The organism is Brevundimonas sp. SL130 (assembly GCF_026625805.1).
Classification (GTDB): Bacteria; Pseudomonadota; Alphaproteobacteria; order Caulobacterales; family Caulobacteraceae; genus Brevundimonas.
Genome location: NZ_CP113064.1, coordinates 2,984,570 through 3,010,483, shown reverse-complemented (window position 1 = coordinate 3,010,483; position 25,914 = coordinate 2,984,570). Strand labels below are relative to the sequence as shown.

Here is a 25,914-nt window from a genome sequence, read left to right as displayed (position 1 = left end):
TGATCAGGCGATAGCCGCCGTTCCGATTCAATAGTCCACACAGTCAGCCCCCCACCCCCTCAAAACAGCGGCGTGATCACCCGCAGGGACACCACCACCACGTCGTCGGCGTCCTTCAGGCCGCCGGGGTAGCGGATCAGCTGGACGTCCGGCTGGATGGTGAAGCGGCCGATGCGGTCGGCGTAGGTCAGCTCCAGCCCCTCTTCATAGCGGGCTGGGTCGGCGGGCGTGTCGGCCAAGTTGGCGCGGGCCTTTGAGGACAGCCAGCCCTGGTGGACGCCGAACGACAGCTGGCTGTCGGGGCGGGCGGCGAAGACCTGGCGCACCAAGAGGCCGGCCTGCCAGCCGCCCTTGAAGTCGGTGGTGTCGCCGTCGGATATGCCCAGCCGGGCGAAGGCGTCGATCTGGGGGCCGTCGGGGGCGGCGGCGCCCCAGACCTGACCCTCGGCCAGGGCGTAGGCGCCCTGGGCGTGGCTGCGGGCCGGGTCGCCGTCAGGGGCCAGGTCGCGGATGTCGTCCTGGCGCTGGTTATAGCGCCAGCCGCCGACCGCATAGCGGATGGGGGCGTGGCTGCCGAACTCGGCGATGGCCAGGACGCCGTGGTCGAGATCCGTGTCCACCCCGCCGTGGTCGCCCAGGGTGCGGGCGTCGGCGTTGACGACGGCGACCTGGACATAGGTCTTGTCCGTGTCGCCCAGCCGCAGCCGCGCCGCCAGGGACGAGGAGGGGAAGATGGCCGGGCCGTTGGGGCCGGTCGAGGCCAGTTCGGAGCCTATGCCGAACGGGGGCGAGATCAGCAGGCCCGAGGCCTCGGTGGCGTAGAATTCGCTGTTGAGGTCATACAGGCCGGCCAGAAGCGTGGCGGATCGGCCCAGATCCTGTTCGATCCAGGCCTCGAACAGGCGGGCGCCCTGGGCCCCGACCTCGATATTGTCGACGCCTTGCAGGGTGCCGGCCAGGCCGTTGGGCTCGCCCCCGCCGTTGTAGAGGCCCGACATGTGCAGTCGCGCGCCGCGCCAGCCCCAGGCCTGTTCCAGGTCGCCGTCCAGTTCGACGCTCAGATTGTCCAGATAGCGGCCGGCCCGTTTGGTCCCGCCCGAAACGACGCCCGAGACGTCGGACGTATATTCCGCTGACACCGTCCAGGTCGGCTCGGCATCCGCCGCCCGCGCCACGGCCGGTAGAACGAATAGGGTCGCGCCGACGATGGCGGCGGCGAGAGATTTCAGTTTTTCCGGCTGAGCGTTCTGCATGGCCATGGTCCGTCCTGTTCCACGGCAAAGCTAGCGCCCACCCGTGAAAATCGTCCTTAGGGTGGCGTGGGGAAACGACGTAGGCGTGTGCAAACGCCGCGTTAACCCTGTTCGCCTACCGGTGTTCGGATAAGATCCGAGGGGTGGCGGCGGCATGCGTTTGACGATCAGCAATAAGGTGGCGGCGACCGGGATCGCCGTATTACTGCTGTCGGTCGGTACGGCGGGCGTCGGCCTGGTCATGAACCAGCAGTTGGGCGACGCCCTGCACCACGCGTCAATTTCATCTGCGATTCTGCGTAATCACATGCAGGCCGACATGATGCATGACGCCCTGAGGTCGGATGTGTTCGGCGCCATGCTGGCGCCGAACCCCGCCAATGGGGTTTCGATCGAGGCGGTGAAGGCCGACTTGGCCGAACATCGCGACAGCTTTGAACAATCCTTGACCGAGAACAGGGCGCTGGCGACGGACCCCGAGATGCAGGCGGCGCTGGGCGCGGTCGAGGCGCCGCTGAACACCTATATCGCGGCGGCGAGCGAGATCGTCGAACTGGCCGAGAGCGACGTCGTCGCGGCCCAGGGAAAGATGGCGGATTTTCAGGTCCAGTTCACGGCTCTGGAAACCGCCATGAGCACGGCGGCCGACAAGATCGAGGCCACGGCGGACAAGAACCGCATCGCCGCCGACGCTGCAGCGGAGACCGGCCGACTGGTGATGATGGCCGCCATTCTGGCCGCCTTGGCCATAAGCATCGGCGTGATGGTCGCCGGGTCGCGCGGCGTGGTCGCCCCGATCCGACGCTTGACCGTCGACCTGCGGGCCATGGCCCAGGGCCAGACCGATGTGAAGCAGGGCGAGGCGCGCCGTCAGGACGAGGTTGGCGATATCGCCCGCGCCGTGGTTGATATCCAAGCCCTGATCGTCGCCCGCGCCCAGGCCGAGGCGGCGGAAGCGGACCGACGTCGGACGAAGGAAGAGCAGGACCGCGCCGTCGGCGATCAGTCGCGCGAGGCCGCCGCGCGCGAGCAGGCCGTCGTCGTCTCCGGTCTGACCCGGGGGCTGGACGCCCTGGCGCAGGCCGATCTGACGGTGCGCATCACCGACGCCTTCCCGCCCGTCTACGAACAGCTGCGGACCAATTTCAACGCCGCCGTCGAGGGGCTGCAGGAGGCCATAGGCACCATCGCCGCCAATACGGGCGCGATCAACGCCGGCGCCGCCGAGATCGCCAAGGCCGCCGACGAGCTGTCGCGTCGCACCGAACAACAGGCCGCCAGCCTTGAGGAAACCGCCGCCGCCCTGGAAGAAGTCACGGCCACGGTCCGCGCCACCGCCTCGGGCGCGGTCCAGGCGGCCGGCGTGGTCCAGGCGGCGCGCACGGACGCCGACAAGAGCGGCGCGGTGGTCCGCGACGCCGTCACCGCCATGGGCGAGATCGAACGCTCGTCGGCCCAGATCAACCAGATCATCGGGGTGATCGACGAGATCGCTTTCCAGACCAATCTTCTGGCCCTGAACGCGGGCGTCGAGGCCGCGCGGGCCGGCGAATCCGGTCGCGGTTTCGCGGTCGTCGCCTCGGAAGTGCGGGCCCTGGCGGAACGGTCCGCCGACGCCGCCAAGGAGATCAAGGCCCTGATCAGCCAGTCGACGGTGCAGGTCGGATCGGGTGTGAAGCTGGTGACGGAGACCGGACAGGCGCTGGACCGGATCGTGGCCCATGTCGCCCAGATCGAAGGTCTGGTGACGGAGATCTCGTCCTCGGCCGCCGAACAGGCGACGGGTCTTCAGCAGGTCAATACTGCGGTCAACCAGATGGACCAGATGACGCAGCAGAATGCGGCGATGGTCGAGGAATCCACCGCCGCCAGCCACTCGCTGTCGCAGGAAGCCGACGGGCTGGCCGCGGCCGTGTCCCGGTTCCAGGTGGGCGGCGCCGCCAAGCCGGCCCGCGTCGTGGCCGCGCCCACGCACCGGCCTGTCGCCGCCCTGAAGACGGTCGGCAGGGGCGGCGCCGCGCCCGCGCCGGCTTCCGCCCCGGACGCTGACGGGTGGGAGTCCTTCTAAGGCGCGGCGGCTATAGGGTCCGGCGGAAGAAGCCGATGACCTCGCGGTTAAACTGATCCTGAAAGGCCGCCCGGTCGAAGCCGGGCGTCGGCGTGCAGATCACCGGCGCGAGCGCGGCCAAACGGGACGAGCAGGGCGGCAGGAAGTCGAAATGGTCGGCGACCGGAACCGAGTGATACTCGGGCGGGCGAGGCAGGGCGTCGCGCACCGGCTCTGCGTAGAAGGGGCTTGGCAGGACATGGTCGCCCTCGGCGCGCCATAGCTGGACCGGCTGGGTCACGCCGGACAGACCTTGGCGCGTGAAGGTGAAGCCCAGGGCCGGGGCGGCGGCCACGACCGACTTGATCCGCGCGTCGTGCCCCCAGGTCTGGTCCATGACAGACGGCGGCGCGCCGTGCGACGACACCAGGCCGCAGTCGTAGAATTCGGGATGGGCGCGGCAGTGATCGAGGACGCGTCCCAGATCGGGTTCGCCGCCTGCGGCCGTCAGAACGGTGAAGCCGCCGGAGGAGAAGCCGAAGGCGCCGACGCGAGCCGGATCTATGGCGTCGCGCCCCGTCCAGTCCTTCACCAGATAATCGATCAGGACGTGAAGCTGGCGCGGACGCTGGGCGACGTTCGTGGCCTGGCTCTGATCGCGCCAGTTGTCGCCGGTGTGGGTCAGGGCGGCGACCGTGAACCCGGCCTGGGCCAGGGCGCGGGCGGTGGCTTCGTGGCTGCGGAAATCGCCGCCGTTGCCGTGGGAGATGACGATCAGCGGCCGGCGGGTCCCGGCCTTCGAGGGGGGCGTCCAGACCCCGGCCTCTATGGCGGGGCCGGCGCCGTCCGCGATTTCCAGCCGGGCGAAGTCCACGGTCTGGGCGGCGACGACCGGCGACGCCGGGGGGGCGACAGGCAGCGGCGCGGCCTGAAGGTTCAGGGCGGCCAGGGCGAGATTGAGGGCGGCGGTCAGGGACATGGAAGCCTCGTTTGTCGGGGGGGCGGGAGCCGTCTTCCTGCCGTGCGCCGAACCCGGCGCGCCACCGGGTTTGCGCCAATGGGCGAACGGGTTCGCGATCCGGCGAACGGAGGAGAGCCGAGGCGATTCCGCAGCGGCCGCCGAACGGCTAGAAGCGAGGGATGACGATCGGGGATTCGCGATGGGGCGTCGGACGGGCGGCGCGGCTGGGGCTGGCTGTCGCCACCGGTCTTGGCGTGCTGCTGGGTCTGGTCGGGCCGTTCGGCTCCTATATGAACGGCGCCGCACCGGTGCGGATCCTGTATTGGGTGGTTAGCCTCTGGGCCGGCTGGGCCTTGTTCGGCCTGACCCTGCCCTTGCTGGCGAAACAGGCGATGCGGCGGGGGCTGTCGCCGTGGCTGTGGGCGCCGCCGTCGGTCTTGCTGCTGGCGGCCCCGATGACGCTGATCAGTCGCGCCCTGGCGCAGATGGTGTGGGGCCGCACGTTCGAGGTCGGTCTGCTGGAATGGTTCGGTCAGAGCCTGATCGTCAGCGCCGTGGCGACCGGAGCCATCCTATGGCTGATGTCCCGCCCGTCCGCCGCCGCCGGGACGGCAGCGTCGGCGCCGCTGTCGGCCGATCCACGCGACCGACTGCCCGTCCACCTGGGGCGCGAGGTGATCTGCCTGCAGATGGAGGATCATTATGTGCGCGTCCACACGCCCCTGGGGTCCGACCTCGTGCTGATGTCGCTGTCGCAGGCCATGGCCGGGCTGGCGGGAGTCGAAGGGCGTCAGACCCACCGCTCCTGGTGGGTGGCGCGTGCGGCCGTCGTCGGCGTGGTGGAGGACGGTCGGAATCTGAGCCTGAGGCTGAAGGGCGGGCTGACGGCCCCGGTGTCGCGGGCGCGGGTCGGGCCGCTGCGGGCGGCGGGGTGGTTGTAGGCGGAGCCGGGCGTCGGCTCGACGTCCAGGGATCGCGTCGTTAGGCTGGGCGCATGGCCAGAAAATCCGACCGTCTGCTGATGATCATGCTCGGAATGGGCGCCGTCGCTGCGGCGGTGTCGTTCGTCAGCATCTTCGTCCTGTTCGCCATCGCGATGTTCGGGGTCTTCTTCGGCTAGGCGCCGGATCTGGGCGCGGCGGAGAGAAATCATCGCCCCTGACCCCTTGCGGATCGACTTCGCCGCCTATCTGTTACGCACCCTGAACGACCCGAACCGACCGGAGCCCCCCATGTCCGACTTCAGCTACGACGCGTCCCGCCATCTGAAGAAGGGGCGGGGCAAGGTGTATGACTCGATCATCGACACCATCGGCGACACGCCGCTGGTGCGGCTGCCGCGCCTCTCGGCGGAGTATGGGGCCAAGGCCACGGTTCTGGCCAAGTTGGAGTTCTTCAACCCGATCGCCTCGGTCAAGGACCGGATCGGGGTGGCCATGGTCGAGGCGCTGGAGGACGCGGGCAAGATCAAGGCCGATACGGTGCTGATCGAACCGACCAGCGGCAACACCGGCATCGCCCTGGCCTTCGTCGCCGCCGCCAAGGGGCTGAAGCTGATCCTGTGCATGCCCGAGAGTATGTCGATCGAGCGGCGCAAGATGCTGGCCCTGCTGGGCGCTCAGCTGGAGCTGACGCCGGCCGAGAAGGGGATGAAGGGCGCCATCGCCCGGGCCGAGGAGCTGTTGGCCTCGACGCCGGGCGCGGTCATGCCCTCGCAGTTCGAGAACCTGGCCAATCCGGCCATCCACCGTGCGACCACGGCGGAAGAGATCTGGAACGACACCGACGGCGCCGTGGACATGGTGGTGGCCGGCGTCGGCACCGGCGGCACGATTTCGGGCGTCGGTCAGGCGCTGAAGGCCCGCAAGGCCTCGGTGCAGATGATCGCGGTCGAGCCCGAGGCCTCGCCGGTCCTGTCGGGCGGCGCGCCCGGCCCGCACAAGATCCAGGGCATAGGCGCCGGCTTCACGCCCGCCATCTATGATGCGTCGGTGGTCGATGGAGTCGAGCAGGTCTCGAACGACGACGCCTTCGACATGGCGCGCAAGGCAGCCCGCACGGAGGGTGTCCCGGTAGGCATCAGTTCGGGCGCGGCCCTGACCGCCGCCTTCCGCCTAGCGGCGCGCGACGAGAACGCGGGCAAGACCATTGTGGTGATCATTCCGTCCTTCGCCGAACGCTATCTGTCCACGGCCCTGTTCGAAGGCCTGTGACGGCCGGGGCGGCGATACGTGGGGTTAACCCGCGCCGCCCTAGTCTGGAGCCATGAACGAGGCGACTGCCGTGGATGACGAAGAGGCGGCGCCGCCGGCGCTGAAGGCGCGGCACGCTCTGCTGAAGCGGCTGGCCGACGTCGTCTCACTGCCGGCCAGCCGGATCAACGCCTTCGAGCGGGCCGTCACCGGCGATCTGCTGGTCGAGATGCTGCGTCAGGCCTCGCCGCAAGATCGCCAACGCGTCGCGTCGCGGCTGACGCCGCTGGCCGAACTGCCCGACAGCGTGGCGCGGTTGCTATTGCGCGACACGCCCGAGATCGCCGGCCTGTTGATCGAACAGTGCGCCGCCCTGAGCGACGCCGATCTGGTGGGATGTGCGCGGGATGCGGGGCCGAAGCATCGGCTGATCATGGCCGGGCGGCGCGGCCTGTCCGAGATCGTCACAGAGACCCTGTTCAGCTTCGGCGAGGTCGAGACCATCGAGGCGGTGTTGCGCAACCCTAGCGCCCGACTGTCCCAGGTGGGAATAGAGTCGGTGGTCGCCCTGAGCCGCAAACAGCCCAGGCTGTGCGGCCTGTTGCTGAAACGGCCCGAGTTGAGGCCGTCGGGCGCCTATGTGATGTTCTGGTGGTGCGGGGCCGACGATCGGCGCGTCATCCTGCAGCGCTTCGCCGTGTCGCGGGAGTTGATGCAGGAGGTGTCGGAGGACGTCTTCGCCATGGCGGCGGACGAGGCTTGGTCAGACCCGGTGTCGCGCAAGGCGCTGCAGTTCATCGAACGGCGGCAACGCAACCGAGCCGCGATCGAGAAAAGTCCCTATGACGGACTGGAGCACGCCATCGCCGTCGCCGCCCAAGACGGGCTGTCGCGCGAAGTGGCGTCCGAGATCGCCTTCCTGGCGGGGGTGAAGCCGCTGACAGGGGCCAAGATTCTGGGCGATCCGGGGGGGGAGCCTCTGGCGATCCTGTGCAAGGCTACGGGCCTGTCGCGCGCCGATCTGCTCAACCTGTGGCGCTCAATGCGTCGGCCCGAGATAACGGCGGAAGGCGCGGTGCACCCGGATTTGGACCGAGTGCAGATCACCTATGAAATTCTGGCGGTGGACCGGGCCCAGACCGTATTGCGTTACTGGAACTGGTCTCTGTCGTCAGCGCTGACTCCCAATCTTTTGCGCGCGATCCGCGAGGGCGAGGATGACGCGGTTGATGAATATTCGGCTCCTGAGCGAGCCGCCATGATGGCCTTGGCCGAAGACTTTGGTCGTTAGATCAGCACCACTGGAAGTGTTATGACACTGATGCGAAATGCCCGTATTTGGCTGGATTGCTTTTGACGTCAAACAACTCTAAGACCCGTCATCAAAGTTCGACTGGCGTTTCAGTCGAATGAAATAGATCACGAAAGAGACGCCGCGAATGGAAGAGAAGCCCGAACTGCTCGAAATGACCGCCGACATCGTGTCGGCCTATGTTGGCAACAATACCGTAACGGCTGAAGCCCTGCCGGCGCTGATCGCCAATATTCACGCCGCGCTGTCGGGCGTTTCGAATGGTCCCGTTGAGGTCGAGCCCGAGCCCAAAGAGCCGGCTGTGCCGATCCGCAAGTCGATCAACGCGGACTTCCTGATCTGCCTGGAAGACGGCCGCAAGTTCAAGTCGCTGAAGCGTCACCTGCGCACCAAGTACGACATGAGCCCCGAAGATTACCGCGCCAAGTGGGGCCTGCCGAAAGACTATCCGATGGTTGCGCCGAACTACGCCAAGGCGCGTTCGGAGCTGGCCAAGCAGATGGGCCTGGGTCAGGGCGGTCGCAAACCCGCTCGCACCACGCGCGCCAAGAAGTAGGGTCGGTCTTTACCGGCATAGAGACGCCCGCTTCCGAGAGGAGGCGGGCGTTTTTTTGTTTGTTCTCCCTCCCCTTATGGGGAGGGATGGCGGGGGTAGTCAGAAGCGCGCTGCTCATGTTTGAGGCGGTGGCGAGCCGCTTGCTTACGCCCTTTCGGGCCCCACCCCGATCGCTGCGCGATCGCCCCTCCCCATGAAGGGGAGGGAGATTGGGCTTAAGCCGCCTGGGCGACGCGGCGCATGCGCCAGAAGCGCAGGGTGCGCATGGCGGCTTCGCGGGTCAGTTCGCCATACATCCGGCCATAGGCGGCGGCCTTGCCCATCGGATTGGAGTCCGCCCCCAGCAGCGACACCGCATAGGTCAGGAAGATGGCCCGATCGATGTCGGCCGCCTTGCAGATGATCGACAGGGCGTCCAGGTCGCGACGATCAACGATGCTGCGCGCGGTGTGGAAGTCCACGTCCGACAGGCGTGACAGGGCGATCAGGAACGGGGTGCGGCCCTTGGAGCGGAGGAAGCGGATCAGCATCTGCGGCGTCAGCTGTCCGGCGGCATAGAGTTCTTCGACATAGGATTGGCTGTCGGCGTAGTCGGGCGGGAGGGCGCCGTCGTCGGTGGCCACGCGGGTGCGGCCGGCGGCGAGGGCCGCTTCCAGCAGCTCCGGATCCATCTGGGCGTTCTGTTCGAGGATCTGCTGACGCAGCCGGGCCTCGACGACGAAATACATGTCGTTCAGCAGGTCGGCGGGCAGGCCCTTGCGTTCGACGGCGGGGGCGTGAAGGTCGGGATTGATCTTGGCGCGTTCGACGGCGGTCTCGGACGCCGCGCGCGACAGCTGGGCGCCGTCATTGCGCAGAAGCACGCCCAGGGTCTGGTCGTCGCCCCGCTCGACGATGATTTCTGACACGGCTTCGGACACTTCGACCCGGCCCGAAACGGCGCGCATATGGTCTTGGCCCTGGCGACTGACCACGCCGATGAGGTCCGCGTCGGTCAGTACGGTCGAGCCGCGCAGCACAGGGCCGGCGACCTCGATCTGGTCTTCGGCGAGACGCCGGATCAGGCCAGCGGGCGCATTGGGGGATGTGGCGAAACGGGCGGCCAGCTCAGCGCGGACGGCCGTCTCCATCTCGTCGGACAGGGTTTCGAGCACAGAGCTGTAGAGCTCGGTCTCGGCTGCGCTGTGCTCGGCGCCGCCCATGAAGTGGTCGGATAGTTCACGAAGCAGCAGCCGACGCTTCTCGCTGGAGGTCTCGTTGGCGAGGGCGATGAGGTCGGGCAGGCGCGACGTTTGGATGATGTCGTTGTCGGTGGAAGAGCCGTCGGTCACGGAAGGGCGTCCTCCTGGGTCTGGGGCGCGGCGCGAACCGTGCCGTCGCTATTGCGCAGCAGGGCCGGCGGGCCGTCGGGTCGAGCGAGGTCAGCGGACGACGGGGTCTGGGTCATCTCGACCGGCAGAGCGTCCAGATAGACGGGCTGAGCCGGGGCGATCGGGTCGGGCTTGCGGCCGGCCTGACGGTGAACGGAATAGAAGCGCGCCCCGAGCACGGGTGCGGAAGACAGCGCGGCCTGGACGATCGGGGGCTGGTCGGCGGTCTGGGGTGCAGGAGCCGGACTGGAATCGGACGTCTCGGATGGGTTCAAGCGCGGCGCCGTCTGCGCCTGCAGCCGGAAGATCGGTGCGTCGCGACGGGGGGCCATCGGGTCGAAGACGGCGGCGGCCGATGCGGCCTCGGCCTGACCTTGGGCTTCTACCAGAACCTGTTCGGGCAGGGCGCTGGGAGCGGGAGAAGGGGCTGCGGCTGTCTGGGCGTGGACGGGCGGCGACGTCCAGTCGCTGGCGGGGGTCAGGCCGCGACGGGGCGATGAGGCGGCCGGCGGCGGCGCGGTGATCCGGGGCAGGGGAAGCGACCGACCGACCGGGGTCGGCGAAGGCGCCGCAGCGCGCGGGGCGGCTGCCTGTCCGGTCTTAACCTTGCCCGGCCAAGACAGATAGCGCAGGCCATCGGCGGTGGTCTGCGTTTGACCTTGGGCCTGGGCCATGGCGGCGCCCGACGCCGCACAGGCGGCGACCAGGACAGTCGACAGGATCAGGACGCGTCGCAAAGGGGCGGTTCTCACGCGATTGATAGACAGCCCACACGCTAGGCGGTCATCGCTTAACCCGCCGCTAACGGCGCAACAGGAATCGCGCGGCCAGACCGACGGCGGCGTTCAAAACCAGGCCCAAGACGGTCAAACACAGGACGCCGGCCAGCATTTCGGCGGTGCGCAGTCGGTTGCCGGCCTCCAGCAGGCGCCAGGCCAATCCTTGGGTTGCGCCGGAGCCGGATACGAACTCGGCCACCACGGCGCCGATGACGGCGAGGCCCGCGGCGACCCGAAGCCCCTCAAGCGCGAAGGGGAGGGCCGAGGGCAGGCGCAGCCGCCACAGTCGTTGCAGGGGCGTGGCGCCGTACAGGTCGAACAACCGCTCCAGGTCCGGATCAGCGGACTTCAACCCGGTCAGGACGCCAGAGAACAGGGGGAAGAAGGCGACCAGGGCCGCCAGGGCCACGACGGCCCGGTCGGCGTGGTCCAGCCCGGCCCAGATCAGCACCAGGGGGGCGACGGCGACGACGGGCGTGACCTGAAGCGCCACGGCCAAGGGGCGCACGGCCCGCTCGGCGCCTGCGTGGAGCGACACCGCCAAGGCCAGGCCTCCGCCGATCAGACCGGCCAGGACCAGGGCCTGGACCGCCATGCCGAAGGTGATCCAGGCCGAGGCGGCCAGGCGCGGCCCCGCTTCGACCAGGGCCAGGGCCACGGCGCTGGGCGGAGGCAGCAGATAGACGGGCAGATCGAGGAGGCGGCAGGCGGTCTCCCAGACCGTCAGTAGGACGGCGGCCAGCAACAGCGGCGGGGCGAGGTTGGCGAGGCGTCTCATGCCGCTGTCTCGGCTTGCGGGGCCATGGCGGCCTCCAGGGCGTCGGCGACGGCCTCGACCGTCTGGCGATAGGCGGGGTCGGCGCGCCAGCGGTCGGGACGCGGCGGGGCGCCGGGCGTCGGTAGATCAGCGACGGGGCGGCCGGTGGTCGCCGCAAGAACCACGACCCGCTGGGCCAGATAGACGGCCTCTTCGACGTCATGGGTGACGAAGACGACGGCGGGGCGGGGATCGGCCGTGGCCCAGAGCGCGTGCAGATCCTCAATCAGGCGGCGGCGGGTCACGCTGTCCAGGGCGGCGAAGGGCTCGTCGAGCAGCAGCAGGTCGGGGCCTGTCACCAGGGCGCGGGCCAGGGCGGCGCGCATGGCCATGCCGCCCGACAGCTGGGAAGGTCGGGCGTCGAGCCGGTCGCCCAGGCCGACCGCCGAGAGGGCGGCCGCGGCGCGGTCGCGGGCCTGGGTCTTGGAGACGCCGGCCAGTTCCAACGGCAGGGCGACGTTGGACAAGGTGTCGGCCCAGGGCATGAGGGTCGGGCTCTGAAAGACGAAGCCGGTGCGGCCCAAGCCGGCGGCGCGCGACACCTTGCCCGCGCTGGGTTGCTGAAGTCCGGCGAGCAGCCTCAAGATCGTGGACTTGCCCGCGCCCGATGCGCCGACCAGGGCGAGGATCTCGCCCCGCGCCACGGTCAGGTCGATGGGGCCGAGCGGGGGGCGGCCGACAAGATCGACCGTTACCCCCCGCAGTAAGGCGATGGGCTCAGCCACGGCCCGGCAGATAGTTGTCGGTGAAGGCCTCGCGCCAGTTCAGGCCCGGATCGAAGACTCCGGCCTGGCTGGTGACCTCGAAGAAGGCCTGCCAGCGGTCGGCGGTCATGGCGCCCAGGCCATAGAGGGCGGCGTCGCCGCCGTCGACGATGGCGTTGTCGCGCAGCTTTTGCCGGGCCTGATCCAGGATGGCCTGGGTCATTTCCGGATTGTCCTTGCGGATCAAAGCGTCGCCGGGCTTTGGGTCGCCCCGCAGATAGTCGCGCCAGCCCTCGGCCGAGGCGGCGATGAAGCTGCGCAGGGCCGTGGCGTTGTCCCGGGCGAAGGCGTTGGGGGCCAGGACCATGGTGGCGTAGGAAGGATAGCCTTCGTCAGCCAGCAGGAAGACCTTGGGCTCGAACCCGGCTTCCTGTTCGATGGTGTAGGGTTCGCTGGTCAGATAGCCCTGCTGCACCGCCCGCTCGTCGGCCAGGAAGGGCGCCGGGTTGAAGGTGTATTTGCGGACCTGGTCGTCGGTAAAACCGTATTTGGCCTTCAGCCAGACCCAGAAGGCGTTGATCGAGGCGTCGGCCAGCAGGATCGGCCGACCGGCCAGATCGGCGATGGTCTCCAGCGCCGGATCGGGATGGGCGATCAGGACCTGGGGGTCTTTCTGGAAGAAGGCGGCGACGGCCTTCACCGGGGCGCCGGCGGCGACCAGGTTCATCGGGATGAAGCTGTTGGACCCCATGCCCAGTTCGACGGCGCCTGAGGCCAGCAGTTGCGGCACGTTGACGCCCGGCCCGCCCTGAATGATCTCGACGTTCAGGCCGCGCTTCTCATAGGCGCCGGTCGCCAGGGCTTGATAGAAACCGCCCTGTTCCGCCTGGGCGCGCCAGTCGGTGGCGAAACGCAGCCGCACGCGGCCCTGTTCGTCCACCGGCGCTTCGGATCGCGTGCAGGCGCGAAGGCCGAGCGCCGCGCCTCCGACCACGGCCGCGCCGCCCGCGAGCAGAGCGCGGCGTCGGGTCAGCAGGCGATTCCCACGCTGGATCATGGCCCTGCTTTACGAGGGGATGGCGGCGTTGGGAAGGCGGGGGGCGAGCGACGGCGCATTGATTGGGGGGCAGAGGGCCCGGAGGGAACCTGTCTGGTGTGGCGCAGGCCCGAATTGAGCGAGGGGACGAAGCGTTCAGGGGGAACCCGTGAACTTCGTCCCCTCGCCAAGTCCGGGTTGGACTTGGCCGGTTGGGTCAGGGCCTCGGCCTGGGCGTCGTCGGGGGCGAACCCGCGAGGACGGTCGGCTGTATCCTGTCGCGCTCCGGGTCTCAGGCGTCCCACGGCATTGCGTCCGCGTCGTCCGTCGATCCCGATCCGGTTCCCCTGTGCAGCGTCGATCCAAAGACCGTCGAAGACCGGGGCCGTGGATCCCGCCCGCCGCCCGTTACGATCCGAAGACCGCCCGTTCGCGCCGGGTCGTAGAGCCGGGCCGGTTCGCTTGATGCCGGGGTCTCCCCCGATTTCCGCGCCGCCGTGTCCCTCGGCCTGTTGACGTTCTCGCGAAACCCGGTATGAGGCAAGCGCCCGAACTCGCCCCGATGTGCATGATTGGCCCGGCGGCGGTGGACAAGCCTGTGAACATCGGTGGACGGATCGAATTCGCTTTGGCGTATCAGCGGTTTGTCTTGTCCACAGAAACGCGACTGCGCGATTTCAGTGCGCGACAGGCCGGGGATAGCTGAGAACGCAGAGCGCGCCGGGGGCGGCGTCGACGATGTCGAATCGGCCGTGAAGCTGTTCCGCAAGGCCTAGAACAATCCTCAGGCCCAGGCTGCGTCCCTTTGCGGGATCGAAGTCCGGCGGAGGGCCGACGCCGTCGTCGCGCACCTCGAGCCGACGCTCGGGCCCGTCTTCATACAGGCGAACGTCGATGCGGCCGGCACGGTTGGGGAAGGCGTGTTCCAGCGCGTTGTTGACGCATTCCAGCAGGATCAGGACGACCGGCGTCGCTTCTTCAGCCGTCAGGGCGTGGCGGGCGTCCTCGACCATGACGGTCACGTCGTTGCGGCCGGCGGCGTTCAGGGCGTCGCAGACCAGACGGCGCGCCAGGTCGTCGAAAGGCGCGGCCGCTCCGTCGGCGTCCAATAGGCTGCGCTGGACATTGGCGATCATGGCGGTGCGGGCCGAGGCCTCTGATAGGGCGCGACGGGTGGCGGGATCCTTGGACATCCCGGCCTCAAGCCGCAGCAGGCTGCTGACCACCTGGATGTTGTTGGAGACGCGGTGCTGAACCTCTTTCAGCAGCAGGTCGCGGCTTTCGGCCAGGGCGGCGTTGCGCGCCACCTCCAGCCGCAGATTGTCGGTCGCGGAGTTCATGCCGATGATGAAGAAGATATCGACCGCGACCACGAAGACATAGAAGATCAGCGCCAGTCCGGTCGCCAGGCTCCAGTCAAATCCGGGCGCTCCGATCCAGAACCACCAGGCGCTGAGGCCGGACAGAACGGCGGTCAGCAGGGCGGGCCTCAGGCCGGCGAAATAGGCGGCGACCACGACAGCCGGGAAGAAGGTCAGATAGGGGAAGCCGGGCGGGAACCAGTCGGCCAGCGCCATCCTGACGCCAAAGGCCGTCAGCCAGGCGCAGATCGCCAAGCCATAGCCATAGATCGGATTGCTGCGAAACCACGCCGGACTCAAAAGCCGCTTCCTCTTCTTCTCTGCGTATGGACTGCGCGGCGGTGAAGGTTTCTGCGGTAAGGGAAATCCTTCGTTGCGACAATCGTGAAATGGTTCAGCTTGTGAGCCGGTTGCTCAACCAGGCGCGAACGGCGCCCCGTGCGCCCCTGGCGGCCGGGCCGCCGAAATGGAGGAATCCGTGCGGCGTCTCGGGCACGCGGATCAGGTCGGCTTCGGCGGCCTCACTCCATCGGGTCGCCATCAGCAGGCTGTCCTCGAACAGGGGGTCGTATTCGCCGGCGAGGAAGAGGGCGGGGGGCAGGCCGGTCAGGTCTGCGTAGAGGGGCGAGACGTCCGACCGGCGCAGGCCAGCCTCGTCTCGGTCCGGGGCCAGACGAGCCAGGTCGGCCTGCATGGACGGGCCGTTGAACAACAGGGTGTCGGGGCCAGCCGTGCGGACGCTTTCGGTCCCCGACAGGTCGAAGACGCCATAGGTGAAGACGCAGCCGGACACCCGGTCGATCAACCCCTGGTCGCGCAGGGCCACGGCGGTCAGGGCGGCGAGGTGGCCGCCTGCGGATTCTCCAATCAGGAAGACGGTCGCGGCGCCCAGGCGATCAACATGGGTCACGGTCCAGTGGGCGGCGGCGAGGCAGTCGGCGATGGCGGCGTCGATATAGACCTGGCGGCGCTCGGACAGCAGACGGTAATCGACCGAAACGACGCAGAAGCCGTGGCGGGCCAGATGGGCGTTCAGCCGGTCGTTCAGGCCGGCGCTTCCCAGCACCCAGCCGCCGCCGTGGATGTCCAGAACAACGGCGCGGGGCGGGCCCTCGGGGTGGAGGATGCGCAAGGGGACGGGGTGGTCGCCGTCGGTCTGAACGATCTCGACCGTGACGCCGCGCTTGCGCAGCCGCGGGACGGTGACGGCTCCGGCGGCGGCGTCCAGCCAGAGCGACATCCGCTGGCCCGCATCGATCCGCCAGGCGTCGGTGCGCAGGCGCGGCGCGCGGGCCAGGACGGAGTTGACGCGCCGCACGGCCGCCTGCTGGGCCGGGGGGAATTCGACGTCATGAGTGCGCAGGGTCATGCTGCTGGAGTGGGTGACGGCGGGTTTGGTTTCAAGGGCGCGGGCGGCGTTTCCCACAGCCCTCATCCTCGGGCCTGTCCCGAGGATCCAGACGCCCAGTGTTCGACGGCGTGGGTCGCTTCTTCCACGGAGTCTATGGATCCTCGCCACAAGGGCGAGGATGACGGGTGGGGGAATATGATTCAGGCTGGTAGGGCTGAGAGGACGGTCCTTTGGGCCATATGACCCTTCACCCCGCCAGCGCCGCCTTCTTCTCTTCCAGTTCCAGCCATTCCAGTTCGGCGGCCTCAAGGTCGGCGCGGGCCTTGTCGGCGGCCTTCATGGCGGCGTCGAAGGCCTTGGGGTCTCGGGTGTAGAGGTTGGGGTCGGCCAGGGTGGCGTCGTGTTTGACGATGACGGCGGGAAGGCTGTCGATCAGGGCCTCCAGCTCCTTCAGGCGGTGGGCGTCCTTGAAGGAGAGTTTGGCGGTCTTCTTGACGGCGGCCTGGGCGACGGCGGGCGCGGGGTTGTCGGCGGCGCGCTGGGCGGCGGCCTTGTCCTGGGGGCGGGGGTTCGAGCCCGGCTGGAGGAAGCCGGGATTCTGGCGGATGAAGTCGGTCCAGCCGCCGGGGGTCTCGACGATGTCGCCGCGCCCGTTCAGGGCCAGGGTCGAGGTGGACAGGCGGTCGATGAAGTCGCGGTCGTGGCTGACCAGGATCAGGGTGCCGTCATAGTTCTCGAGCAGCTCTTCCAGCTTGTCGAGCGTGTCCATGTCCAGGTCGTTGGTCGGTTCGTCGAGGATCAGCAGATTGGCCGGCTTGGCCAGGGCGCGAGCCAGCAGCAGGCGGTTGCGCTCGCCGCCCGACAGGGTCGAGATCGGCTGGCGCAGCTGGGCCTCGGAGAAGAGGAAGTCCTTGGCGTAGGCGGCGACGTGTTTGGACACGCCGCGCACCAGGATCGAGTCGCCGCCGCCCGGCGTCAGGGCGTCCCACAGGGTCATGTCCGACTTCAGCCCCTCGCGCGACTGATCCAGATAGACGGATTCCAGATTGGAGCCCATGCGGACCGTGCCCTCGTCAGGCGGCAGTTCGCCCAGCAGGGTCTTGACCAGGGTGGTCTTGCCTGCGCCGTTGGGGCCGACGATGCCCAGCCGGTCGCCGCGGATAATGCGGGTGGTCAGGTCGCGGAACAGGGTGCGGCCGGCGAAGCCCTTGGACACGCCCTTGATCTCGGCGACCAGCTTGCCCGAGGTCGAGCCGGAATCGACGCCGAGATAGAGCTCGCGCGGGGCGTCCTTCATCTTCTCGGCGCGTTCGGCGCGCAGGGCGTTCAGCGAGCGGGCGCGGCCTTCGTTGCGGCTGCGGCGGGCGGTGATTGAGCTGTAGAAGGTGGCGGTCTCGCGCTCGATTGTCTTGGTCAGGCGACGCAGGGATTCGGCCTCTTCCTCCATGACCTTGGTCGACCATTCGTCGAACTCGACGAAGCCCTTGTTCAGGGTGCGGACGCGGCGGTTTTCCAGCCAGTGGACCGTATTGGTGACACGGTTCAGGAAGGCGCGGTCGTGGCTGACGACCAGCAGGGCGAACCGGGCCTGGATCAGCTCGTTCTCCAGCAGTTCGATCGCCAGGATGTCGAGGTGGTTGGTCGGCTCGTCCAGCAGCAGCAGGTCGGGCTCTTCGGCGAAGGCCTTGGCCAGGGCGGCGCGGCGGGTTTCGCCGCCGGAAAGGCCCTGGGTGGACTTCTCGGGGTTCAGGCCGAAGGTGGCCAGCCAGGCTTCGGCGGTCCAGCTCTCGGCCTCGCCGGACGAAGCGTAGTCGAGCAGGGTCCACTCCTTTGTCGCCCTATCGCTGGCGCTACTTGAGGGCGGGCTGAGATCGGGTTCCTGCGGCACATAGGCGAAGCGGACGGCGGACTGGACCGAGCGGTCGCCGCTGTCGGGTTCGATCATGCCCATGACCACCTTCATCAGGGTGGATTTGCCGGCGCCGTTGCGGCCGACGAGGGCTGCTCGGCTGCGCGGTTCGACCGCGAGGTCGACACCGTCGAAGAGGGGGCGCTGGCCGTCCTGAAGACGGACGTCCTTGAGAGCGACGAGGGGGGGTCTGGCTGCCATGGGCGGCCATATAGAGGAGGGGACGTCGATCCGCCACGACCTTCGGCCTTGAGGGGCGTTCTCCGTCCAATCACGCAGACCGACGTTCTGTGAATCATGGTTATAATGCGTTAAGTTTTAAGGCTTTAGGTTGAAGGGCATCTTTGGTTTCGCCCCTACTCCCCCTGTGGCGCGCCAAGGTGACGAGGTGGGGATCTCAAATGAGCGATGTGGGCGCGGGCGCCAGGCCCGAGCGTATTCTCGAGCTGTCCGAGCGGCTGAACGCCGTAGCCGGCGAGAAGATCGGCGAGATCGCCTCGGTCAACCGGGCGGCCAAGATGCTGGTGGTCAACGCCCAGGTGGTGGCCGCGCGCAGCGGCGAGGCGGGCCGCAGCTTCATGGTGGTGGCCGAGGAGTTCAAGCGGATCTCGGGGCAGATCGACGACGTCGCGGGCGCCCTGGAGCAGCAGGTGCGGGGCGATCTGACCGAGCTATCGGCCATCGGCGGGGCGATCCTTGGGCAACTGCGGGGGCAGAGGCTGGCGGACCTGGCGCTGAACGCCATCGAGATCATCGACCGGAACCTGTACGAGCGGACCTGCGACGTTCGCTGGTGGGCGACGGACAGCGCGGTGGTGGACTGCGTCGCTGAACCGGACGCGGCCAAGGCTGAGCACGCCAGCCAGAGATTGAAGGTCATACTGGACGCCTATACCGTCTATCTGGACCTGTGGATCTGCGACCGGAGCGGCGCAGTCGTGGCCAATGGCCGGCCGGATCGCTATTCGGTGCAGGGACGGTCGGTGCGGGACATGTCCTGGTTCCGCGACTCCATGGCGACCAAGTCGGGCGATGATTTCGCGGTGGCGGACGTCATCAGGCTGGAGGAACTGAACGGGGCGCCAGTCGCCACCTACGCGACCGCGATCCGCAAGGGCGGCTTGGCGAACGGAGCGGTGATCGGGGTGCTGGGAATCCATTTCGACTGGCAGAGCCAGGCGCAGACGGTGGTGGACGGGGTGCGGCTGACGCCCGAGGAGCGGGCCAGGACGCGGGTGCTGTTGCTGGACCAGAAGCACCGGGTGTTGGCCGCCTCCGACGGGGCCGGGGTGCTGAGCGAGACGGTGAAACTGGATGTCGGCGCGGGCGCCATGGGCAGCTATTCCAATGGCGATCGGACAGTCGGCTATGCCCGCACGCCCGGATACGAGACCTATGAGGGGCTGGGATGGTATGGGTGCCTGGTTCAGGACGCGGCCGCCATCTGATGGCCGCATCCATCGACTAGGCGCGACGCCCCATGCTTTCCGTTTCTTCCCCCACCCATCCCTATTGGGAAACCAAGACCCTGGCAGAGATGTCTGCGGCCGAGTGGGAGGGGCTGTGCGACGGGTGCGGCCTGTGCTGCGTGATCCGGTTCGAGGACGAGGATACGGGCGAAGTGATCCCGACGCGGGTTCACTGCAAGCTGTTCGACTCTCAGGCCTGTTCCTGTTCGGACTATGTGAACCGCAAGGCCCAGGTGCCGGACTGTATCAAGCTGACGCCGCACAATATCGAGGCCCTGGGGTGGATGCCCAAGTCCTGCGCCTATCGCCGGCTGCACGAGGGGCGACCGCTGGCGGCCTGGCATCCGCTGGTCTCGGGCGACCCGGAGACGGTGCATACGGCCGGGGTGTCGGTGCGGGGGCAGACGATTTCGGAACTGTCGCTGGCCGAGCCCGAAGACGCGTTGGATTTCGAGGCGCCCGAGTGGGCGGTCGAACGGGGCTGATGGTCGCAGCCTGATGGGTTCGCGGCGGCTGCTATTACAATGACGCTGGTCTGAATCCTTTTGCTTCAAAGGCTTGTGCTTTTGTCGCGGCTGTTTGCGCGCCTGAGGACGCTGGTGCTGTAGTGTTTGGGCATGGCGGGAAATAGCGATGAGCCGGGCGGGCGTTGCTGGAGAGACAGCAAGCAGGGGATCAGAAGACTATGACGCCGGCGGTCTGGGGGTGTGTCTGCGTCGATGCCCGCAAGGGGCCGTCGGCGCTGACCAAGGGTACGTCCAACGCCAAGGCTTGGGCCACGAGGATGCGGTCCCATGGATCGCGGGCGTCGATAGGCAAATTGGCCGCGCGCCACGCGACGTCCGGATCGATTGCAAGCAGGGTGAAGCCGAGTTGAGGCAGGGCGGCCGGCATGTTGCGTGGCATACGGTGCAGAAGAGCGTCTGCCGCTCGACTGCCTCCGCGACGACGCTTGTTGTCGATTTCGAAGATACTGACGACGCTGACATAGATCGGTTCTGAAGGATCAATCCAGGATCGGGCTGTCGGCGTCATTTGGGGCTGATCGAACAGGCTCCAGATCAGAACGTGCGTGTCGAGCAGGACGCCGCTCAACGATAAAGATCGTCTTCGTCGGCGGCCTCGGCCGCTTCTATGAATTCCGGGTCGGGCTGGAGGAAGAGATTGGCTTCCTCGTCCGTCAGCGGGCCGAGGTGGGCCAGGGCGCCGAAACGAAACCGAGGCGTTTCAGGGGCCGCCGCGGCGCGGATGACGGCGACGGCCTGACCGTCGCGGGACAGGACGATCTCCTCGCCGTTCTCGGCCTGGGCGGCGAGTTCGGCCAGGGTGGCGTGCGACCGGGCGATGTCGACGTGGATCGTCATAGGCGAAGATTAGCACGCGCCGGGCGACGGGGGAATGTCGCCCGACCGCCCCCAACCGGCCGCTGACGCGGCCTGCCCTCCCCCGAGGGGGAGGGAGAGTTATTCTTATCTTGGGAGGAGAGAGACATGCCGGCCATAGCGGAGCGGGACGGGTTGCTGAACCATGGGCGGGACGCCAGCGGGCCGGGGCGGCGCGCGGTGGCGGTGACGCCCAGCGATACGGTCGATCTGACGACCTACGCCAAGGCCCTGTACGTCGGGGCGGCGGGGAATCTGCGGGTGCTGACGGTCGAGGGCGAGGACGGGGAGGCTGTGACCTTCGCCAATCATCCGGTCGGCTGGTTGCCGGTGCAGGTGCGCCGGGTTCTGGCCACGGGAACGACGGCGGCCCAGGTCGTGGCGGTGTGCGATTGAGCCTGTCGGTCGAGGCGATGACGACGGCGCCAGGCGGGATGCTGGCGCCGTCTCGGCCGGGGTTCGATGTGCCGGACCTGCCGCGTTGGTCGGCGGCGGTGCGCGAGATGTTGGCGGGGGTTCGGGATGCGCGGCTGCTGGTGGTCAGCGACAGCGTGGCCCAGGGGTTCGGCGGCGTGCCGGGCGGATGGACGCCGGACGGGCGCGGGGCGGCGTGGCCGAAGCGGCTGGCGGATCTGATGAGCGCAGGGGGACTGCCGGCCTCGGCGGCGTCGCTGGCGGGGGCGGGAGCGGGCGATCTGGCCACGGGGGGATATGGCGCCTATGACCCGCGCGTCAGCCTGGGGAGCGGATGGAGCGTGACCAGCCTGACCAGTCTGGGCGGGAAGCTGTTCACCACCCCGGACTGGGGGACCGAGACCTGGACGTTTCAGCCCGACGGGGCGGTGGACCGGTTCGACCTCTATGCAGTGTGCAACACGGCCCTGGGCGTGATCGCTGTCGAGACCGACGGGGTGGTGCGCGCGACCATCGATACGCTGAAGCCGCCGGGGCTGGAGCGACATACGGTGGCCTTTCCCGAGACGACGGGGCCGATCTCGGTGCGTCGGGCGTCGGGCGGTGCGGTCTTTATCGCCGGGGGCGTGGCCTGGAAGTCCGAGCTGCGGCGGGTGCAGGTGATCAACGCCGGTTGGGGCGGCTCACGCGTGGCGGACTGGACGGCGACGGATCAGGCTTACCGGGCCTATGGCGGCCTGCCGGCCGCGGGCGCGGATCTGACAGTGATCTGTCTGACCATCAACGACTGGAATAATGGGACGGCGGTCGCGGCCTATCGGGCCAGTCTGGATCTGTTGGTGGATCGCGCCTTGATCAGCGGCGATGTGCTGATGATGACCGGGGCCCCGTCAAATCCCGCCCAGGGCAAGGCGAGCTACGCCACGCAGCAGGCCATAGCGGCGGCGGCCGTGGCGGTGGCGGCGGAGAAGGGACTGGCGGCGCCCATCGACGGGGCGGCTCTGTTCGGCGGGGCTTTTGCGACAAGCCTCATGTTCGATTCGGTTCATCCGAATGCGGCGGGGCAGGCGCTGATCGCACAGTCTGTGCGAGCGCGAGTGATGATCTGAAGTTGGGTTGAGTTCGCGCCGGTGTTAACCGTTGCGGATGAGGCAGAGGTTCGACGAGATCCAGGTGTTGCGGTTCGTGGCGGCCACGGGGGTGGTGGTTGCGCACGCCGTCGATCTGACAGCGGGGCGGCTGGGGCTAGAGACTGTGCTCGCAGGCGGGACGGCGGAGGATTTCGGGGTGGCGGGGGTCGATCTGTTCTTCGTGATCAGCGGCTTCATCATCGCAATGACCACGCAGGGGCAGGCGGGATTGCGGGCGGCGGGAGATTTCCTGTGGCGGCGGGTGCGGCGGGTGGCACCGATTTACTGGCTGTTGTCCCTGCCGATCCTGGTCGGGATGGCGCGGGGTGGAGCTTTGGCGCCCGATGTGGCGGCGGCGACCTTTCTGTTCTGGCCGTTCAGCGGGCTGGAGATGACGTTTCCGGCCTTGGGGGCGGGATGGACCCTGTGTTTTGAGATGTTGTTCTACGCCGGGTTCGGGCTCGCGATGGCGGGCGGTGGACGGGTGGGATGGGGGCTGGCGAGCGTCGCCGTCGGGGCGGTGATCCTGGGCTTGGTCGTGGCGACGCCGGTGCTGAGGTTCGTCGGGTCGCCGATGGTGCTGGAGTTTCTGATCGGGGTGGGAATCGCGCGTTGGGGGCGTGGCCTGCCGGAACAGGCGGCGGTTGCTGCGGTGGTTCTGGGACTGATCGGGTTCGGGCTGTCGCTGGGGTTGGGATACGGTGAGATCGATGGAGCGGCGGCGCTGAACCAGCCGCTGGTCGGGCTGGCGCGGGTTGTGATTTGGGGGCTGCCGGCGGGACTGGTCGTGCTGGGGGCGGCGCGGATGGGGCGGGATGATCCGGCGCCCGGCCTGGTTCGGCGCGGGCTGATGTTCATGGGGGACGCCTCCTATGCGGTCTATCTGGTTCATGTGCTGGTGATCCGGGGGCTGGGTCGGATGTTTGAAGCGGGCGCGGTCCTGCCGGGGGATGCGGTGGTGGTGCTGACCGTCAGCCTCAGTCTGACGGCCGGGGCGGCGGTGCATGTCTGGGTCGAGCGGCCGTTGATGCGGTGGATGGCGAAGCCACATCTCTCCCTCCTCTTCATGGGGAGGGGCGATCGCGCAGCGATCAGGGTGGGGTCCGACGGGACAGGGTTGAAAGACGTTGTGGGCGAGGGCGGCGTGCGGGATCGCACGGCCCCACCCGGGCTCGGCTGACGCCTCGCCGTCCCTCCCCATGAAGGGGAGGGAGAATTTTCCAGGAGATTTTGATGGTTTCGATCCGGTGGCCGTTCGGCCAGGGCGTGCGTCTGCGCGCGCCCGAAGAGAAGGCCAGTCGGGCGGCGGTGCTGCTGCACGGCGTGGGACGGGCGCGGTGGACGCCCAATGACTACGCCAGTCTGGCGCGCGAGGGGTATCAGAAGAATGCGGTGGCCTATCGCTGTATCCGCATGATCGCGGAGGCGGCGGCCTCGGCGCCCTTTGCGGTGTTTGTGGAGGGGGTGAGGGACGAGGCCCATCCGCTGGCGCGGCTGATCCGCCGGCCCAATCCCGAACAGTCGGGGGCGGAGCTGATGGAGTCGGTCTATGGGGCGCTTCAAGTGTCGGGCAATGCCTGGGTCGAGGCGGTCGGGGACGAGGTTCCGGAGGAATTGTGGGCGCTGAGGTCGGACCGGGTGAAGGTGGTTCCCGGCCGGTCGGGCTGGCCCGAGGCATGGGAGTATTGCGTCGACGGACGGTCGATGCGGATCGGGCGGGCGGCGGACGGCTGGGGGCCGGTGATGCAGCTGAAACTGTGGCACCCGCTGGACGACTGGTACGGGCTGTCTCCGATGGAGGCGGCGGCGCAGGGGGTGGATGCGCACAATGCGGCGGGGGCCTGGAACAAGGCCTTGCTGGACAATGCGGCGCGGCCGTCGGGGGCGCTGGTCTATGGGGCGCAGAAGGGTGAGCGGCTGACCGACGGTCAGTTCGAGGCGCTGAAGGCGCAGCTGTCGTCCACATACGCCGGCGCCGGGAACGCCGGGCGGCCGATCCTGCTGGAAGGCGGGATGGACTGGAAGCCGCTGAGCCTGACGCCGGCCGAGATGGATTTCACCGCCGGCAAACATGCGGCGGCGCGCGAGATCGCCCTGGCCTTCGGGGTGCCGCCGCAGCTGCTGGGGATACCGGGGGACGCCACCTACGCCAACTATCGCGAGGCCAACACGGCCTTCTGGCGGCAGACGATCGCGCCCCTGGTGCGCAAGGCGGCGGGGGCGATGACGGGCTGGCTGGGCGAACGGTTCCCCGGTTGCGAGGTGCGGGCCGACCTGGAGGCCGTGCCGGCGCTGCAGCCCGAGCGCGACGCCCTGTGGGCGCGGCTGGAGGCGGCGAGCTTCCTGACTGACGAGGAGCGACGGCGGATGGCGGGGGTGGAAGGATGAGCGATGCGGTGAAGAAGGCCGTGGCGGCCCTGATCGCCGCCCTGGCGGTGCAGACGGTCGGGGGCCTGGTCTGGGCCGGGGGCGCGGCGGCGCGGATCGCGACCTTGGAGCAGAGGGTCGGGGAGCAGAGGTTGGTGGCCGAACGGCTGGCGCGGCTGGAGACGCAAGGGGAGGCGACGGCGGCGGCGGTGGAGCGGATCGAGCGGAGGCTGGAGGGGCGATGAGGGCGTCGAATGATCCCTTCTCCCCTTGCCGGACCATTGCGTTACGGTCCCGCTTTTGGCTTGGCGCGATAAGGCAGCGCTCATGCTGGTGAGATTGGGTTGTTTCGGGTCGGGTCGGCGGGTTTTGGACGGATTCCGGGCTTGGTCAGGCGGGTTGCAGGGCGGCCCAGCGGCGCAGATTAAAGGCCATGGCGACCATCAGCATCTGGCCGGACGCCTTGGTCAGACCGATGTAGCGGATGCCGGTCAGGCCCATGCGGCGCTTCCAGGTGGCGAAGGTGGTCTCCACGGCGGCGCGCCGGCGAGCGATCAGGCGGTTGAGCCGGGCCAGACGGGGCGGCAGTGTCGGGTGATGTTTGTTGGGCCGTCGCATCAGGCGCGGCTTGATGCCCTGAGCCTTGAGCGCGGCCTGCCGAGCATGGGTGTGATAGGCCGCATCGCCCAGCACGGCCCTCTCATCGCCCCGGACCAGAGCGTCGGCGGGAGTGGTGTCGTTGACGTTGGCCGGAGTGGTCAGGATCGACCGGATCAGGCCCGAGCCCTGATCGACGCCGACGTGGGCCTTGTAGCCGTGGGTCGAACCCGGCTTGCCAGAGCGGCGGGCGTAGGCGGCGTCGGGATCGACCCTGGCCTCGCCGGGGCCGCGCCGTCCTGCGGCCTGCGTCTCGATCAGGGTGGCGTCCAGCATCGTGCCCTGCTTGAGGACCACGCCCGCACCCTCCAACTGACCATCCAGCTCTGCGAACAGACGCTCCAGCAGCCGATCCCGCACCAGCCGGTTACGGAACCGGCACAGGGTCGTGTGGTCGGGAACCTCGTCCTCCAGGCTCAGCCCGACGAACCGCCCGAACGCCAGGCTGTCGCCCAGCCGGAACTCCAGCTCGGCGTCCGACAGCCCATACCAGGCCTGAAGAAGCAGGGCCTTGAACAACAGCAGAGGCCGATAGCCGGGTCGGCCCGGCCCCTCCTCGCGAAGCCCCGCCAGCGTTCGCTCGAACCCGGTCCAATCGACCAGAGCCGACACCCGCTCCAGGGCCGCGCTGCCACTACGCCGCGCCAGCGCAACCTCGCCAAATCCCAACTGGCCCGTCCGCTTCACCGACATCGTAATCCCTCCGTCAGGGACAGGGAATCACGATCCGCGAATAATGCAACGGTCCCCTTGCGGGAGAAGGTGGCCGAGCGCAGCGAGGTCGGATGAGGGGTTGGTCGGTCATGGATGGAAGGGCTGGTTTGACCCCTCGCCCGACCGCGCCAGA

Annotated in this window: 26 protein-coding genes; 13 read left to right on the top strand and 13 right to left on the bottom strand. The window is 68.5% G+C overall.

What is annotated here, in order from left to right; genetic code table 11:
- Positions 1–59 precede the first annotated feature (59 nt).
- Positions 60–1,259, bottom strand: a complete 1,200-nt coding sequence (locus OU998_RS14735) for a carbohydrate porin (RefSeq protein ID WP_267514410.1) — start codon at positions 1,257–1,259, stop codon at positions 60–62.
- 148 nt (positions 1,260–1,407) lie between these two features.
- Here OU998_RS14735 and OU998_RS14730 point away from each other — a divergent pair, with 148 nt between their 5' ends.
- Positions 1,408–3,321: a HAMP domain-containing methyl-accepting chemotaxis protein gene (locus tag OU998_RS14730; RefSeq protein WP_267514409.1), complete on the top strand. Its 1,914-nt coding sequence runs from the start codon at positions 1,408–1,410 to the stop codon at positions 3,319–3,321.
- 10 nt (positions 3,322–3,331) lie between these two features.
- Here OU998_RS14730 and OU998_RS14725 read toward each other — a convergent pair whose 3' ends face one another.
- On the bottom strand, positions 3,332–4,279 hold the full coding sequence (locus OU998_RS14725; RefSeq protein WP_267514408.1) for an alpha/beta hydrolase family protein: 948 nt from the start codon (positions 4,277–4,279) through the stop codon (positions 3,332–3,334).
- A 161-nt stretch (positions 4,280–4,440) separates the two neighbouring features.
- Here OU998_RS14725 and OU998_RS14720 point away from each other — a divergent pair, with 161 nt between their 5' ends.
- The 5 genes from OU998_RS14720 (at position 4,441) to OU998_RS14700 (ending at position 8,321) form a co-directional block, all read left to right on the top strand.
- Entirely contained in the window at positions 4,441–5,202 is a 762-nt protein-coding gene (locus OU998_RS14720; protein WP_267514407.1) for a LytTR family DNA-binding domain-containing protein, read from the top strand.
- 53 nt (positions 5,203–5,255) lie between these two features.
- Positions 5,256–5,381 (top strand): hypothetical protein, encoded by a 126-nt coding sequence (locus tag OU998_RS14715; protein WP_267514406.1) that lies wholly within the window; start codon positions 5,256–5,258, stop codon positions 5,379–5,381.
- A 112-nt stretch (positions 5,382–5,493) separates the two neighbouring features.
- The gene (gene cysK, locus OU998_RS14710; RefSeq protein ID WP_267514405.1) at positions 5,494–6,474 is read left to right on the top strand and encodes a cysteine synthase A; all 981 of its coding nucleotides are present in this window, start codon (positions 5,494–5,496) and stop codon (positions 6,472–6,474) included.
- Positions 6,475–6,526: 52 nt separating this feature from the next.
- A complete protein-coding gene (locus OU998_RS14705) occupies positions 6,527–7,744 on the top strand; it encodes a DUF2336 domain-containing protein (protein WP_267514404.1) in 1,218 nt (405 codons plus the stop codon).
- Between the two features lie 148 nt (positions 7,745–7,892).
- The gene (locus tag OU998_RS14700) at positions 7,893–8,321 is read left to right on the top strand and encodes a MucR family transcriptional regulator (protein WP_267514403.1); all 429 of its coding nucleotides are present in this window, start codon (positions 7,893–7,895) and stop codon (positions 8,319–8,321) included.
- Between the two features lie 215 nt (positions 8,322–8,536).
- Here the strand turns inward: OU998_RS14700 and OU998_RS14695 are convergent, their stop codons facing one another.
- From OU998_RS14695 to OU998_RS14660, 8 genes are all read right to left on the bottom strand, one after another.
- Positions 8,537–9,652 (bottom strand): DUF2336 domain-containing protein, encoded by a 1,116-nt coding sequence (locus OU998_RS14695; RefSeq protein WP_267514402.1) that lies wholly within the window; start codon positions 9,650–9,652, stop codon positions 8,537–8,539.
- Complete coding sequence (locus OU998_RS14690) at positions 9,649–10,428, bottom strand: hypothetical protein (protein WP_267514401.1); 780 nt, start codon at positions 10,426–10,428, stop codon at positions 9,649–9,651. The genes OU998_RS14695 and OU998_RS14690 overlap by 4 nt, the downstream gene beginning before the upstream one ends.
- Before the next feature lie 64 nt (positions 10,429–10,492).
- Positions 10,493–11,248, bottom strand: a complete 756-nt coding sequence (locus tag OU998_RS14685) for an ABC transporter permease (protein ID WP_267514400.1) — start codon at positions 11,246–11,248, stop codon at positions 10,493–10,495.
- Positions 11,245–12,012, bottom strand: coding sequence for an ABC transporter ATP-binding protein (locus tag OU998_RS14680; protein WP_267514399.1), 768 nt, complete (start codon positions 12,010–12,012; stop codon positions 11,245–11,247). Before OU998_RS14680 ends, OU998_RS14685 begins: the two co-directional genes overlap by 4 nt.
- Entirely contained in the window at positions 12,005–13,048 is a 1,044-nt protein-coding gene (locus tag OU998_RS14675; RefSeq protein ID WP_267514398.1) for an ABC transporter substrate-binding protein, read from the bottom strand. Before OU998_RS14675 ends, OU998_RS14680 begins: the two co-directional genes overlap by 8 nt.
- A gap of 656 nt (positions 13,049–13,704) precedes the next feature.
- Complete coding sequence (locus OU998_RS14670) at positions 13,705–14,688, bottom strand: sensor histidine kinase (protein ID WP_267514397.1); 984 nt, start codon at positions 14,686–14,688, stop codon at positions 13,705–13,707.
- Between the two features lie 94 nt (positions 14,689–14,782).
- The gene (locus OU998_RS14665; RefSeq protein WP_267514396.1) at positions 14,783–15,814 is read right to left on the bottom strand and encodes an alpha/beta hydrolase; all 1,032 of its coding nucleotides are present in this window, start codon (positions 15,812–15,814) and stop codon (positions 14,783–14,785) included.
- A gap of 172 nt (positions 15,815–15,986) precedes the next feature.
- The gene (locus OU998_RS14660) at positions 15,987–17,849 is read right to left on the bottom strand and encodes an ABC-F family ATP-binding cassette domain-containing protein (protein ID WP_267514395.1); all 1,863 of its coding nucleotides are present in this window, start codon (positions 17,847–17,849) and stop codon (positions 15,987–15,989) included.
- Between the two features lie 200 nt (positions 17,850–18,049).
- On the opposite strand from OU998_RS14660, the gene OU998_RS14655 reads away from it, so the two are divergent.
- Positions 18,050–19,096 carry a chemotaxis protein gene (locus tag OU998_RS14655; RefSeq protein WP_267514394.1) on the top strand — a complete coding sequence of 349 codons (1,047 nt, stop codon included), beginning with the start codon at positions 18,050–18,052 and terminating at the stop codon, positions 19,094–19,096.
- A 32-nt stretch (positions 19,097–19,128) separates the two neighbouring features.
- Complete coding sequence (locus OU998_RS14650) at positions 19,129–19,602, top strand: YcgN family cysteine cluster protein (protein WP_267514393.1); 474 nt, start codon at positions 19,129–19,131, stop codon at positions 19,600–19,602.
- A gap of 190 nt (positions 19,603–19,792) precedes the next feature.
- On the opposite strand, the gene OU998_RS14645 is transcribed toward OU998_RS14650, so the two are convergent.
- Together OU998_RS14645 and OU998_RS14640 are read right to left on the bottom strand one after the other, a co-directional pair.
- A complete protein-coding gene (locus tag OU998_RS14645; protein WP_267514392.1) occupies positions 19,793–20,212 on the bottom strand; it encodes a type II toxin-antitoxin system VapC family toxin in 420 nt (139 codons plus the stop codon).
- On the bottom strand, positions 20,209–20,481 hold the full coding sequence (locus OU998_RS14640) for a hypothetical protein (RefSeq protein WP_267514391.1): 273 nt from the start codon (positions 20,479–20,481) through the stop codon (positions 20,209–20,211). Before OU998_RS14640 ends, OU998_RS14645 begins: the two co-directional genes overlap by 4 nt.
- A 126-nt stretch (positions 20,482–20,607) precedes the next feature.
- Here OU998_RS14640 and OU998_RS14635 point away from each other — a divergent pair, with 126 nt between their 5' ends.
- The 5 genes from OU998_RS14635 to OU998_RS14615 are packed head-to-tail and all read left to right on the top strand — an operon-like array spanning position 20,608 to position 24,655.
- The gene (locus tag OU998_RS14635; protein WP_267514390.1) at positions 20,608–20,895 is read left to right on the top strand and encodes a spike base protein, RCAP_Rcc01079 family; all 288 of its coding nucleotides are present in this window, start codon (positions 20,608–20,610) and stop codon (positions 20,893–20,895) included.
- Positions 20,892–22,022 (top strand): SGNH/GDSL hydrolase family protein, encoded by a 1,131-nt coding sequence (locus OU998_RS14630; protein ID WP_267514389.1) that lies wholly within the window; start codon positions 20,892–20,894, stop codon positions 22,020–22,022. Before OU998_RS14635 ends, OU998_RS14630 begins: the two co-directional genes overlap by 4 nt.
- Before the next feature lie 37 nt (positions 22,023–22,059).
- Positions 22,060–23,223, top strand: a complete 1,164-nt coding sequence (locus OU998_RS14625; protein WP_267514388.1) for an acyltransferase family protein — start codon at positions 22,060–22,062, stop codon at positions 23,221–23,223.
- A 53-nt stretch (positions 23,224–23,276) separates the two neighbouring features.
- Positions 23,277–24,431 (top strand): phage portal protein, encoded by a 1,155-nt coding sequence (locus OU998_RS14620; RefSeq protein WP_267514387.1) that lies wholly within the window; start codon positions 23,277–23,279, stop codon positions 24,429–24,431.
- Positions 24,428–24,655 (top strand): hypothetical protein, encoded by a 228-nt coding sequence (locus OU998_RS14615; protein WP_267514386.1) that lies wholly within the window; start codon positions 24,428–24,430, stop codon positions 24,653–24,655. The genes OU998_RS14620 and OU998_RS14615 overlap by 4 nt, the downstream gene beginning before the upstream one ends.
- 145 nt (positions 24,656–24,800) lie before the next feature.
- Here the strand turns inward: OU998_RS14615 and OU998_RS14610 are convergent, their stop codons facing one another.
- Positions 24,801–25,760 (bottom strand): IS5 family transposase, encoded by a 960-nt coding sequence (locus tag OU998_RS14610; protein WP_267514385.1) that lies wholly within the window; start codon positions 25,758–25,760, stop codon positions 24,801–24,803.
- Between the last annotated feature and the right edge of the window lie 154 nt (positions 25,761–25,914).